Genomic DNA, 13,009 nt, shown 5'->3' on the forward strand with positions numbered 1-13,009 from the left:
CCTCGGTGAATTGGGTGATGCTTGTTTGACGGATTGTTAGTATGCAGGTATAGGGAAGGTGGCTGCATGACTGGCGATGCGATGGCTCAACTCATTCCGGCTCTGCGCCGCGCCGGGCTTCAGGTTGCCTCGGGTAGCGAGAAAGACCTGGTCATAGTCTTGCCGGATCGTAGGTCACGATACGTCGACCTCAAACTGCACAATCGCCGACTGGGTCGCTCGAACATCGTCCATTCTGCCGATCGCCCGACCATGTATGCAGCGGTTTCGGCCACGTCGGCTGTGGTTTCTGCTGCCAAAGACGGGGAGTTCGACCTGGTCACCTTCGACCCGCCACGGGTGATCGTCGCCGCGCAAGCGTTCATACAACCGGGAGCCAGTCAGCGGAATGTACTCGGTAGGCCGGGCTGGGGTACCCAGGCTGTTCTGCGAATACTGGCCACAACAGCCTTGCCGCTGCGGCAAGTTGAACTCGCCGAGATGGTAGGCATCAGCCCACAAGCCGTCTCGCAGGTGCTGAAGCGGGCCGGTGATCGCGTTGTTCGTGATGGCAGCGGCTGGACCGCCCGAGAGGGCGTCCTACGGACCTGGGTCGAGGAATACCGTGGCCCGGGCGGGATGTCGACCTATTGGTATGGCCTCGACGATCCGGCCGAACAATCTCGGTTGGCCCTCGCGCTCCTGGACGAACTCGATCTCACGGGCATCATCGGTGGCGACCTGGCCGCTGACCGCTACTCGCCTTGGCAGCTGCCCGGTTCCGTGCGGCTCTATCTGCCCGAGCTGATCGACTTCACATCAGTCGGGTTCTCGCCTGCACAACCCGCGGAAGCGACCATGACCGTCGTCGTACCGCTCGACCCCACCATTGTTCACGTCGCCACTACGCAAGCACGGCCATACGTCGGCCGTCATCTACTTGCTGACCCAGCGATCACGATGTGGGACCTGCTCAACACCAGCGGCACGCCCACCGCACATGAAGCAGCCCACCATCTGAACACGGCAATATCCGCAAGGAGCCTCGATGCCTGACCCGCGCGTGATTCATGTGATTTCCACGAGTCGTGCCGCAGATCGAGGGTTCCGCGCACTCGCAGACTTGGCAACGGCCGCCGAACCTCTCGACGCGGGTGCCTATCGGGTCGTGGGCGGTCACATGGTGCAGCTGCTCCAGCATGTCTACCCGCTTCCCAACTGGCAGTTGCGTGGCACCATGGACGCTGACGCAGGAATGGATCAACAGGCCCTCGTGGCGGCTGAACCTGTACTGCACCAACGCATCCAGGCGCTCGGCTATGCCCTCACTGCCGGTAACCGCTATACCCGCGAAACGCCGGACGGGCGCCTCGACATCGACATCCTGATTCCCTCGTTCAGTGTGAATCGGCAAAGCACCGAAGTGGCGGGGCGTGGGTTCGATGGCGTCCCGGGCTTGGGCCTTGCGGTCTGCGCGCCGCCGATCATGGTGCACGCCAACATCACCCTGACTGGCGGCGAGCGAACTGAATTCGCTGTTCCCATCCCCGATGTCGAGATCGCGGTCATCCTCAAAGTACTGGCTTGGCAGAGCCGCCTTGCGGACAAGGACGTCACCGATCTGGTTACGCTCTTGCACATTGTGCACCGCCATCGAGTTCACCTCCCCGGATGGCAACTCGACGGGCACGCTTTGGTTGGTGCTCGTCGGGACGCTGCTGCGGCGTTACGAGCGCTGGCTGCGAGTATCGACCGCGGCCGCTGGGCGCAAGCGGTCTCCGCCGCAGCTTCGCCTGCTCACTTCAGCGCTCTTGTTCGCCGTTATGCGCAGCCGAATCTCAGCCGAACAAACCCATGACGAAGGGGAGGGAATCCGCCTGCTGCGGTCATGATGACCTGCGGGCTGTACTGAACCATGTCGAGCACCCAAGGGTGCCGGTGTCGTAACCATCCCTGCCCGCTTCCCCGCACCGAACCCCGATTCGCGTCCTCGGCCAACACTTCTGGCCGCGCGTCGCATGGACGCGTGGCTGGTTGGACCGTGGCGAAGGTGTGCACTCCCGGCCGTCACGGTGCGTACGTGCGAGGCGTACGACAGTGGTACTCGCAGACGGCTGTTTGGTGGGTTGGATGCTCCCCGGTCGGGCTCGTCGGTAACGACCGCGAAGGGCCCAGGGCCTTGGGAAGCGAAACGGGTTTTCGCGGTCCGCGCACGGGAGGATTGAAACTCCGGCGTCAGGACGACGACCTCGGCATTGGAGCACTCCGAGGAGGTGCAGGTAGGGTCTCCCTACGGTGCGAACAGGTTGAGTCTGTTTCGTACCCAGGCCCTCGGTGAGTGTTGACGCACTCCCGGGGGCCGATCTCTGTGACCGACGCTACACCTCGGGTTACAGATCGGCAAACAGTCTGTGGCGGTGAGGGATCCGATCCTGGCTCGCCGTTGCTCGACGCGGCAGTGCATTTCGACTGCAAGCACCGCCCGATCCCCCACAACGGCGAGCACCACCCGCCTCCGTAAGCAGTGGGAGCGGTGCCGCGACCTAATGAATCAGTGCTTACGGCACACGACATCCATCAGCGATCCGGCTCTCCCTGTGTACCTACGGGGGCACGGTCCTTCTGGAGGACTCGGGGTCCCGGTGCCCCGTGTGCTCACTTGTCGGCGATGGCGTTGGGAGCCAACCAGGTTCGGTGGAGCTCCCGGAACTCGTTAGGTGCGCCAAACCTCGAGGTTGAAAACTGCTGATCCGCAGTCTGTCGGGATGGCTTTGTTCGCCGGGCTGGTGGCGAAATCGAGGTTGCGCAAGGTAAGCAGGAGTTGCTCGCCGAGGTTCGTGGCTACCGGCCGATCATGATGCCTCATCTCGTAGATCGAGTTCTACCAGGGGACTAGCTTTGGCTGTGCGAGTGAATGCGTCGTCAGCGTTCTCCCATGCTGTCCGACTTCGGAAGATCACTTGGCTGTCGCGTCCCAGCGGACGTAAGGCCGCTCGAACGGCCTCGCTCACGTCGTCGCGGTTGGGTACGCCGATGACGATCACGTCGACGTCGCGCGGGAACGGTCCGTTGCCTCCGAGGTATCGGGCGGCCCAAGACCCGCCGATATACGCTGCCTCGATACCTGGGATCGCACCCAACGCGTGCTCGGTCGCTGGTTTCGGGCCGTATCCGAGCTCGAGCAAATCGACCAGGGGTTTCGCGAGTGGGCTGTCGCCGCGCCGAAGGAGTCTGGCTCGACCGACTCTGCGATCGGTCAGGATATCGGCCTCGATCAATCGCATTGCCTCTTTGTGCAGGTTGCCCGCGTCGGCCCCTGTCTCCCTGGCGAGTTCGGCGATGCTCGCCTCGCGGTCAGGGCGCAGGAGTAGGGCTGCCAATAATCGCGCTTGCGTCTCATTGCGCAGAATTGGCGCGAGTATCGAACGAACCCGTGTCATAGTTACACGATATCATGTAACTATGACACGATAGTGGTGGAAGTCTCTCGTTAGAACAGTCCGTCGCGGTGGCGTTGTTCTCGGTAGGCGGTGCGGCCGATGAGGTGGGCTACTACCGGGGCGGTGATGATGGTGAACAGGGCGGTGAGGACGAGCATCCAGACATTGACGTCGTGGCGGATGTCGATGCCGGTGCCGACGAGGACCAGCATGAGGCCCACCACCTGGGGTTTGGTGGCCGCGTGCATGCGGGTGAGGGTGTCGGGGAAGCGGACGATGCCGATCGAGGCCGTGAACGCGAGCGCGCAGCCGGTCAGGATCAGCACCGCCGACACCCACTCCCAGATGCTCATCGGTCGTCCCTCACCCGGAATCGGGTGACCGCGGCCGAGCCGAGGAAACCGACCAGCGCGAGCGCCACGATCGCCGGGATCACCGTGGTGTCACCGCTGTAGGCGGCCCATACTGCGAGCCCGGAGGCGGAAATGGCCATCAGTGAGTCGATCCCGACGACCCGGTCGAGGGTGCTCGGGCCAGCGAGGACGCGGTAGCTGGTGATCACCGCGGCGGCGGTGAGCAGGACAGCGGCGATGACGGCGACAACGGTCACGGTTGCACCTCCGTCGGGCGGCGCCGTTCGCTGGGTCGTTCGAAGGCGTTGATCATCAGGTGCTCCAGGCGTCGGGTGGTGCGGTAGAACTTCGCGACCGCCTCGTCGCTGCCCACATCCAGCACGTGGACGTAGACAACGCAGCGCGGGCGGTCGAGTTCGAGGACCATGGTGCCGGGGATCAAGTTGAGGATGTCGGTACACATCACCAGCACCAGATCGGACTGAATGCCCAGATGTACGCGCAGCACGCCCGAGACCGGCGGACCACTGGGCCGGAGGGCGAACCAGGCGACCTGCAGACTGGACTCGAGCGCGTAATAGCTGCTGACAGCGAGCAATTCGAGAAATGACAGCGGATGGAAACGCCCGGCCACCGGCACCAGCGGCAATGGCAGCGCGAAGACCACGATCAGCGCGACCACGATGCCGCCGAGCACATTGGCGAGGCTCACCTCGCCCCAGAGCGCGACCCAGACGGCGGTGAGCCAGATCAGGACGGCGAGGCGAAGGACATTGTCGCGATTGATTATTCGGCTCATCGCAGCTCCGGTCCGAGTACCGAGTCGATGTAGACCGACGGGTCGTCGAGGTCGGCGGCGGCGCGTTCGGCGATGCCGAGGATCGGCCCGGCGAACACGGTGAGCGCCAGCCCGGCGGTGACCAGGCCGATCGTGGCCAGCACCATCAGCACGGGCATCCGGCCGGGGTCGGTGCGGTCTTCGTAGTTCACGTCGGTCGAATCCTCCACCAGTGTCGGCAGATTCGCCGCGGTGAGATGACCTTCCGGCGCTTCCTCGCGCGGTCGCCAGAACGCTTTGCTCCATACCCGCGCCACCGCGTACAAGGTGAGCAGGCTGGTGACCACCGAACCGCCGACCAACACCCAGGCCAGCACACTGCCGTCGGCGGCACCGGCTTCCAGCAGCGCCACCTTGCCGATGAAGCCCGAAAACGGCGGAATGCCACCGAGATTCAGGGCAGGGATCAGGAACAACAGACCCAGCAGCGGGCTCGCGGAAGCCAGTCCGCCGATCCGGCGCAACGACACCGACCCGGCCTGCCGCTCGATCAAACCGACCGCGAGGAACAGCCCCGTCTGCACCAGAATGTGGTGGGCCACGTAGAACACCGCGCCGGTCAGCCCGGCGGTGGAGGCGAGACCGATGCCGAACACCATGTAGCCGATATGGCTGACCAGCGTGAACGACAGCAGTCGCCGGATGTCGGTCTGCGCGATGGCGCCGAGGATGCCGACGATCATGGTCGCCAGCCCGCACACCAGCAGGATGTTGTCGAAGGCGCCGTCGGGGAACCAGAGCGTGTGGGTGCGGATGATCGCGTACACACCGACTTTGGTGAGCAGGCCCGCGAACACGGCGGTGACCGGCGCGGGCGCGGTGGGGTAGGAGTCGGGCAGCCAGCTCGACAGCGGGAACACCGCCGCCTTGATCCCGAACGCCACCAACAGCACCGCGTAGCAGGCGGTGCGCACGCCGCTGGGGGTTGCCTCCAGACGCACGGCCAGTTGGGCGAGATTCAGGGTGCCCGTGGCCGCGTAGGTGAGGGCGATGCCGATCAGGAAGATCAGCGACGACACCATCGACACCATCACATACGCGATGCCGGTGCGGATCCGTTCCTCGGTGGCGCCAACGGTGAGCAGCACGAACGAGGCGACGAGCAAAACTTCGAAGGCGACGAACAGGTTGAACAGGTCACCGGCCAGGAACGCGGTCGAGACGCCGGCGGTCAGGATCAGGTAGGTGGGTCGGTAGATCGAGGTCGGCTGGTGTTCGTCGCCGTCGGAAATGTTCTGTCCCGCACCGTAGATCGACACCACCAGCAGCACGAACGCCGAGACCAGCAGCATGGCGGCACTGAGCCGATCGACCACCAGGGTGATCCCGATCGGGGTGTCCCAGCCGCCGACCTGTACGGCGGTGGTGCCGTCGCGGTCGGCGAGGTACAGCAGCAAACCGCTGATCACCAGCACCACCGCCAGCGCCGTCAGCGTGATCATGGCCTGCAGTCGTGGGCGGCGGCCGAACACCAGCGTGGCCGCGGCGGCGAGCAGCGGAACCAGCACGGGTAGTGCGGCGATGGCGGGCAACAGCTCCGGGGACAGGGTCACTGTTCGGGGTCCTCCCGTTCGCGCCGGGCGGCGACCTGGGCATCCTCGGGGTCGTTGGTCACGTCTTCGGTGGTGGTCAGCATGTAGGCGCGATAGGCCAGCGCGAGCACGAAAGCCGCCAGACCCATGGTGATCACGATCGCGGTGAGCACCATGGCCTGGGCGAGCGGGTCGGCCATGCCGTCGGGGGAGGTGTCGGAGCCGCTGAGGATCGGTGGTTTCCCGTCCGGGCCGCCCATCGTGAGGATCAGCAGGTTCACCGCGTTGCCGAGCAGGATCATTCCGAGCAGCATCTTCGACACCACCCGCTCGAGCAGCAGATAGACACCGCACGCGGTGAGCACACCGATGGTGATCAGGAGGGCGAGATTGGCACTCATAGGAGTTCCTTGTCGAGGCGGGCGCCGAGGCTGCGCAGGACGTCCAGCACCAGCCCGACGATCACCAGGTAGACGCCGAGGTCGAAGAACATGGCGGTGACCAGCTTGATGTGGCCGAGCAGGGGCAGCGTCACCTCGATGATCGCCGAGGACAGCGGGGGGGCGCCGAGCAGCAGCGAGGCGGTCGCGGTGCCCGCGGCGAGGGTCAGGCCCGCGCCGAGCAGGTGTCCGGCGTCGACCGGAAGTGCTTCGCCCAGTTCGTACTGACCGCCTGCGAGGTAGCGCAGGGTCAGCGCGAGCCCGGCGACGAGGCCACCCGCGAAGCCGCCGCCGGGGGCGTTGTGGCCGGCGAAGAAGAAGTACACCGACAGCACCATGATGGTGGGGAAGATCAGGCGGGTGGTGATCTGCAGGACCATCGAACGATCCCGGCTGTCGAGGAGGCGGGCGGCGGGCAGCCAGCTCACCGCGTCGGGGTCGTAGTTCGGTGAGTCGACGGCGCGAGGTGCGCTGCCGAAGCGGCGGTTGCGGAAGACCAGCGACGCGACGCCGGTCGCGGCGACGACGAGCACCGAGATCTCGCCGAGGGTGTCCCAGGCGCGGATGTCGACGAGCAGGACATTGACCGCGTTCTTGCCCGCGCCGATCCGGTAGGCCGTATCGGGAATGGCGTGCCAGATCGGGTCACCGTGCCGGGCGGCGAGGGCGAACGCGGCGAGCACGGGGACGGTGATGCCGACACCGATGGCCAGCAGGGCCCGGCGGAATTTGAATGCGGTGCCCTGGCTTTCGGTGATTTCGGCGGGGAAGGCACGCAGCACCAACACGAAGACGACCAAAGTCAGTGTCTCGACCAGGAATTGGGTCAGGGCCAGATCGGGTGCGCCGTGCAGTGCGAAGATCACACCGCAGCCGTAGCCGGTGACTCCGACGACGAGCACGCTGGCCAACCTGTTGCGCAACACGGTGGCGGCCAGTGCCATCGCGACCATGATCGCGCCGATCGCGGCCTGCAACGGTGAATCCCACAGTCGCAGTTGCACTCCCGTCCGGGTGCCGACCGCGAGCAAGATCGTCGGCAACACGATGAGCGTGCCGAGGATGGTGGCCTGGCTGGCGGGCAGCGAACCGGACTGCACAGTTCCGGTGATCCGCAACGACAGCCGGTCCATCGCGCGCAGGGCCGCGTCGTAACCGCGGTCGGCATTGCCGAGCCGCGGATGCGCCGGTTCGCCGATCCGGCCGCGGATCAGGAACAGCGCGATACCGGCCGCGACGATCAGCACCGTCAGCCCGAGTGGTCCGGTGAAGCCGTGCCAGAGCGCGAGATGGGTGTCGAGGACACCGGGCAGCGTGGCCGCGTAGGGACTCAACCAGTGATCGACGGCGGGCGCGGCGAGACCGCCTGCCAGTCCGGCGACCGCGAGCACTGCGGGTGGTCCGAGTATCAATGGCCCCGGTGCGTGCCAGGTGGTCTCGCGCTCGGGGTTGGCGGTGATTCCGAAAGCGCCCCAGACGAATCGGATGCTGTAGGCCACGGTGAACGCCGAACCGACCGCGACCCCCGCGAGCAGGGCGAACCGCACCGGCGGGCTCAGAATCTCGGCCGACCACAGCGCGCCGAGCGCCGATTCCTTGGCCACGAACCCGAGCAACGGTGGCAGCCCGGCCATGCTGAGCGCCGCGAGCACCGCGATCGCGCACAGCACCGGCGCACGATGACCGAGCCCGGACAGCCTGCGCAGATCCCTGGTGCCCGCACCGTGATCGATGATGCCGACCACCATGAACAGACACGCCTTGAACAGCCCGTGCGCCACCAGCAGCGCGAGCCCGGCCAGCGCCGCGTCGGGCGTGCCGATGCCCATCATCATGATCATCAGACCCAGCTGGCTGACGGTGCCGAACGCCAGCACCAGCTTCAGATCGTGCACCTGGATCGCCCGCCACCCCGCGAGCAACATCGTGATGATGCCGAGCGGCAGCAACATGAGATGCCACGGCGGTGTCTGCGCGAGCGCGGGCGAGAGCCGGGCCACCAGGTAGATGCCGGCTTTCACCATCGCGGCGGCGTGCAGGTAGGCACTCACCGGCGTCGGTGCCGCCATCGCGCCGGGCAACCAGAAGTGCAGCGGCACGATCGCGGATTTGCTGATCGCCCCGAGCAGCACAAGGCCGACGCCGACCGACACCGCGCTGCCGGTCGGAACCGGGCTCGCGAGAAGATCCGAGAGCAGGAAACTGTCGTAGCGCAGCCCGAGGATCACGATCCCGACCAGCATCGCCAGCCCGCCCGCACCCGTCACCAGCAGCGCCTGGATCGCGGCCCGTCGACTCACCGATCGCTCGGCGTAATGGCCGACGAGCAGGAACGACAGCACCGTCGTGATTTCCCAGAACACGAACAGCAGCAGCATGTTATCGCTGATGACCAGCCCGAACATGGCACCGGCGAACCCGGTCAGCTCGGCCGCGAACACCCCGAGTCGGGCCTCGTCACGGTCGAAGTAGCGGCCGCAGTAGGCCAGGATCAACGCGCCGACGCCGAGCACCAGCGTGCACATCACCGCGGAGAGGGAATCGAAACGCAGGTCGATGTCCATCGAGATCTGTGGCGCCCATTGCACATGCGTGCGCACGGTTTCGCCCCAGTGCGCGAACACCCAGCCGAGGCTGCCGAGCGGGACCAGCGCGAGTAGGTAGAAGGCGTTGCGGCCCAGTGCTCGTACGCACAGCGGGGCCAGGAGTGCGGCCAGTGCGTGAACGAGCAGTACGGCTAACAACTCCCCCTCCGTCGGGTAGGTAGCGGTCGAGTAGCGCGCCCCGATCCTACGGGCGCGAGTGGGATGTTCGGCGGCACCGAGGTTGTTGGGTCGGCCATGTCGCGGGGGTCGTGGCTATTGCTGCGGCACTCGGGCGGGGGCGGGGCGGAGTTGGTAGAGGACGGCGAGGCCGGCTGCCGCGCCGAGGGTGATGGCCAGCGCGACCTGGCCGGGAACCCGCTCGGCGACGGCGTCGCTGCCGGTGGGCCAGTGCCGTTTTCCGGTGGGAATCGACCACAGGATCGAGGGCAGGAACAGCGCACCGAGGCCGAGCATGGCGCTCGGCAGGTAGGTGACCCGCGTCGAACCGACCGCGAAGCCGGTCACCCAGGTCAACAGCATCACCCCGGCAGGCCACGCGAGTGCCAGCGGAATGTACTCGGCCAACGCGGCGAACGCGCAGACCGCGCCCGCGCCGAGCAGCACGCCCCACGGCGCCGCCCAGCGCAGACCGGCCAGGATGGCGAGCGCGCCGACGACGAGCACGAGCAGCAGATGCCAGCCGAGATTCGACGAGTCGCCGAGCGAATCGGCGGCCGCGGCCACGCTCACGGCGAGCAGCACACCGGAGCCGTCACGCCCCGGCAGCAGCAGCGCGGCGACGAACGCCGCGACGAGCGTGACGGTGACTGCGATGGCGATCTGCCAGAAGTTCCCTTTGCGCCCGTCGAACTCGCGGCCGAGCCACTCGGTGGCGATCAGCAGCGACAACGACAGCACAGTCGTGGCGATGATCGGAGTGATCGGCAGGTCCGCCGCCATCCGCGGCACCGCGGGCAGCATGATGCCGTGCCGGTGGCGCACGGTGTTCACCGCGAGCAGCACCACCGCGGCGCCGACCAGCCAGAACGGGGTGTGCACGGCCTTGTCCGCCGTCGCCGAGGCGTTCGAGGTGAACACCGCGACCACTTCGCCGTAGACGAACACCACCACGATCCCGAGCCCGAAACCGACTGCGGACCAGCGCATCCGCCACGCGCAGATGCACAGCGCGCCGAACAGCACCCCGCCGAACAGCGAGTCGATGTAGTTCTGGGTGGTGAGTACGTCGGCGGAGATCATCGCCTCGCCGACGGCGTAGTTGATCGCCAAGGCGAGCGCCCCGGCCGTCGCGGCGAGCCAGACGAGTCCGGGCCGGGTGATCGGCCTCGCCAGTACGGCAACGACGACGGCGACGATGAGACCGAGCGCCGCCGCGCGGGGGACGCTGTTGATCAGGCTGGTGACGCGGTACGGCGAGTCGATCGCCGAGTCGTCACCGAAGGTGAACGGCAGGAACAGTGACATCCCCGCAGCCGCGGCCCCGGCGAACGCCGTGACCGCGTCCAGACCATCGCCGATCTTGGGCACGTGCCGACGATACCGGCGACCACCCCTCCCACCTGGGATGTCGTGACCGGATCGAAAGGCGAGTTCATGACTTGCTGTCGGCGTAGCGGCGCAGCGATTCGACCTGGGCGGGATCGAGGGAGGGGCGCACGGCGGCGCGGGCGGCGGCCACGTCCTCGGCGGTGACGTCGGCGGCGGCCATATCGCGCCGCAGCGCCGAGAGCGCGGCTTCGCGGAGCAGGGCGGCGCAGTCGGCGGCGGAGTAGCCGTCGAGGTCTTCGGCCAGGGCGGCCAGGTCGACGTCGGCCGCCAGCGGAACCGAACGGCCTGCCGTGCGCAGGATCTCGAGGCGGGCGGGGCCGTCCGGCGGCGGGACGAAGACGAGGCGGTCGAGTCGGCCGGGGCGCAACAGGGCGGGGTCGATCAGTTCGGGGCGGTTGGTCGCGCCGACCACCACCACATCGCGCAACGGTTCGACGCCGTCGAGTTCGGTGAGCAGCGCGGCGACCACCCGATCCGAGACGCCGGAGTCGCTGCTCTGGCCGCGTCGTGGGGCGAGCGCGTCGACCTCGTCGAGGAAGATCAGCGACGGTGCCGAATCGCGGGCCCGCTGGAACAGCTCGCGGACCGCGCGTTCCGACGAACCGACCCACTTGTCCATCAGCTCAGCGCCTTTCACCGCGTGCACGCTGAGCTGGCCGGTGCCCGCGAGTGCTCGCACGAGGAAGGTCTTGCCGCAGCCGGGCGGGCCGTAGAGCAGGACACCACGGGGCGGTTCGACGCCGAGGCGGGCGAACGAGTCGGGGTGGCGCAGCGGCCACAGGACTGTTTCGGTGAGTGCCTGTTTGGTTTCGACCATGTCGCCGACGTCGTCGAGGTCGAGTGAGCCGATCGCCAATTCCTCTGTGCCCGAACGGGAAAGGGGCCGGATCACGTCGAGGGCGCCGATCAGATCGTCCTGGGCGAGTTCGGGTTCGGTGTGTTCGCGACTGGCTCGACCCGCAGCGTGCACGGCGGCTTCTCGGCACAGGGCGGTCAGGTCGGCGACGACGAAACCCGGTGTACGGGAGGCGATCATGTCGAGGTCGAGTTTTCCGGCGGGTACTTTGCGCAGCAACTGTTCCAGCAGGGCGCGCCGAATCGCCGCCGTCGGCAGGGGCAGGGCCAGTTCGCGGTCGCACAGGTCCGGTGCGCGCAGGCGCGAATCCACCTGTGTCGGATGGGCGGTGGTGGCCAGCAGGGCGACGCACGGCTCGCGGACCGCCGCGCGCAACTGGTCGAGGATGAGGGTGGCGACCGGCTCGGCCTCGGCGGGCAGCAGTGCGTCGATATCGGTGATCAGCAGCACGCCGCCCTGTCCGGTGGCGATATCGGCGACGGCCTCGGCGACCTCACGCAACCGAGTGCCGCTCTCGGTGGCACCGACACTGGGGCCGTCGAGTTCGACGATGCGTCGAGGCGCGGCAACAGCTTTCGCGAACGTAGCCTTGCCAACTCCGGCCGGGCCGGTGATGAGCACACCCAGATGTGCTGGGGCGCCGAGTGTTTTGAGCAATTCGGGCTCGTCGAGGGCGAGGCTCAACCATTCGGCCAGCTTTCCCGCCTGGCTCTGCACGCCCGCCAGGTCCTCGACCTGAATCGGAACCGTCCCCGAACTCACCTTCACCGCAACAGGTTCCGGCTTGCTCGCCGAGGGTGCATCCCGTGCCACCGCGTGCAGGGTCGCCGCCGCGCCCGCGCCCCAGCCGACAGCCGAATTCGGTTGCACACTCACCGGTCCCGGCATCGGCTCGATCGCGGTCACGGTGAGCAATTCGGTGGTCCAGGCGATGCCGAACGCGCGCGAAAGGGCCTGCGTGGCGGCCGAGGAACTGATGTCGGGTCCGAGATCGCGGGGCAGCAGCGACACCGTGTCGCCCACGGTCACCACTTTGCCGAGTAGTGCCTGTCGCAGGGTGGCCGCCGGAATGCTGGCCATCGCGTGCGCCGAGCCGCTCAGCGAGATCTGCCTGGCGCCGAACACCGTCACCGGTGCCACGGTCACCGCCGCGTTCTCGCGCAGCCCCACATTCGACAGCGTCACGTCGTCGAGCAGGGCCACCCCCGGCGGACTGCCCGCGGGCGCCTTCGCCACCACCGCCGCGGTCCTGCGGGCGCCGATCAGGGCGATGCCGTCCCATTCGCGCAGGCCGAGGGCGGTGAGCGTCTCGGGGTGCAGACGCACCACCCCGCGACGGGCATCGGCGGCGGAGGGGTTGAGCCGGGCGGTGAGCGAAAGTTCAGCCACCGCCCCATTCTGCCGCGTCGCGCCGCGA

The 13,009-nt window shown here is 67.3% G+C and carries 11 protein-coding genes; 2 read left to right on the plus strand and 9 right to left on the minus strand.

Annotated features, from left to right (window positions below; genetic code table 11):
• The first annotated feature begins 66 nt into the window (after positions 1–66).
• Positions 67–1,035 (plus strand): hypothetical protein, encoded by a 969-nt coding sequence (locus ACFWUP_RS10405; protein WP_379232819.1) that lies wholly within the window; start codon positions 67–69, stop codon positions 1,033–1,035.
• On the plus strand, positions 1,028–1,837 hold the full coding sequence (locus ACFWUP_RS10410; protein ID WP_379232821.1) for a hypothetical protein: 810 nt from the start codon (positions 1,028–1,030) through the stop codon (positions 1,835–1,837). Before ACFWUP_RS10405 ends, ACFWUP_RS10410 begins: the two co-directional genes overlap by 8 nt.
• Positions 1,838–2,831: 994 nt before the next feature.
• On the opposite strand, the gene ACFWUP_RS10415 is transcribed toward ACFWUP_RS10410, so the two are convergent.
• The 9 genes from ACFWUP_RS10415 to ACFWUP_RS10455 all read right to left on the minus strand — a co-directional run bounded on the left by ACFWUP_RS10415 (position 2,832) and on the right by ACFWUP_RS10455 (position 12,981).
• Entirely contained in the window at positions 2,832–3,419 is a 588-nt protein-coding gene (locus ACFWUP_RS10415; protein WP_379232822.1) for an ArsR family transcriptional regulator, read from the minus strand.
• 50 nt (positions 3,420–3,469) lie between these two features.
• A complete protein-coding gene (gene mnhG, locus ACFWUP_RS10420) occupies positions 3,470–3,772 on the minus strand; it encodes a monovalent cation/H(+) antiporter subunit G (protein WP_379232824.1) in 303 nt (100 codons plus the stop codon).
• On the minus strand, positions 3,769–4,029 hold the full coding sequence (locus ACFWUP_RS10425) for a monovalent cation/H+ antiporter complex subunit F (protein ID WP_379232826.1): 261 nt from the start codon (positions 4,027–4,029) through the stop codon (positions 3,769–3,771). The genes mnhG and ACFWUP_RS10425 overlap by 4 nt, the downstream gene beginning before the upstream one ends.
• A complete protein-coding gene (locus ACFWUP_RS10430; RefSeq protein WP_379232890.1) occupies positions 4,026–4,559 on the minus strand; it encodes a Na+/H+ antiporter subunit E in 534 nt (177 codons plus the stop codon). The genes ACFWUP_RS10425 and ACFWUP_RS10430 overlap by 4 nt, the downstream gene beginning before the upstream one ends.
• An 8-nt stretch (positions 4,560–4,567) precedes the next feature.
• The gene (locus ACFWUP_RS10435) at positions 4,568–6,163 is read right to left on the minus strand and encodes a Na+/H+ antiporter subunit D (RefSeq protein WP_379232827.1); all 1,596 of its coding nucleotides are present in this window, start codon (positions 6,161–6,163) and stop codon (positions 4,568–4,570) included.
• Complete coding sequence (locus tag ACFWUP_RS10440) at positions 6,160–6,543, minus strand: Na(+)/H(+) antiporter subunit C (RefSeq protein WP_379232829.1); 384 nt, start codon at positions 6,541–6,543, stop codon at positions 6,160–6,162. Before ACFWUP_RS10440 ends, ACFWUP_RS10435 begins: the two co-directional genes overlap by 4 nt.
• Positions 6,540–9,326, minus strand: coding sequence for a Na+/H+ antiporter subunit A (locus ACFWUP_RS10445; protein WP_379232831.1), 2,787 nt, complete (start codon positions 9,324–9,326; stop codon positions 6,540–6,542). The genes ACFWUP_RS10440 and ACFWUP_RS10445 overlap by 4 nt, the downstream gene beginning before the upstream one ends.
• Positions 9,327–9,440: 114 nt before the next feature.
• A complete protein-coding gene (locus tag ACFWUP_RS10450; RefSeq protein WP_379232833.1) occupies positions 9,441–10,715 on the minus strand; it encodes a hypothetical protein in 1,275 nt (424 codons plus the stop codon).
• 64 nt (positions 10,716–10,779) lie between these two features.
• On the minus strand, positions 10,780–12,981 hold the full coding sequence (locus tag ACFWUP_RS10455; RefSeq protein ID WP_379232835.1) for an AAA family ATPase: 2,202 nt from the start codon (positions 12,979–12,981) through the stop codon (positions 10,780–10,782).
• Between the last annotated feature and the right edge of the window lie 28 nt (positions 12,982–13,009).

Source organism: Nocardia sp. NPDC058658, from assembly GCF_042716665.1.
Classification (GTDB): Bacteria; Actinomycetota; Actinomycetes; order Mycobacteriales; family Mycobacteriaceae; genus Nocardia.

Coding starts and splice junctions, on each gene's coding strand:
- mnhG (WP_379232824.1), bottom strand. CDS start 3,772: ATGAGCATCTGGGAGTGGGTGTCGGCGGTGCTGATCCTGACCGGCTGC.
- ACFWUP_RS10415 (WP_379232822.1), bottom strand. CDS start 3,419: ATGACACGGGTTCGTTCGATACTCGCGCCAATTCTGCGCAATGAGACG.
- ACFWUP_RS10405 (WP_379232819.1), top strand. CDS start 67: ATGACTGGCGATGCGATGGCTCAACTCATTCCGGCTCTGCGCCGCGCC.
- ACFWUP_RS10440 (WP_379232829.1), bottom strand. CDS start 6,543: ATGAGTGCCAATCTCGCCCTCCTGATCACCATCGGTGTGCTCACCGCG.
- ACFWUP_RS10410 (WP_379232821.1), top strand. CDS start 1,028: ATGCCTGACCCGCGCGTGATTCATGTGATTTCCACGAGTCGTGCCGCA.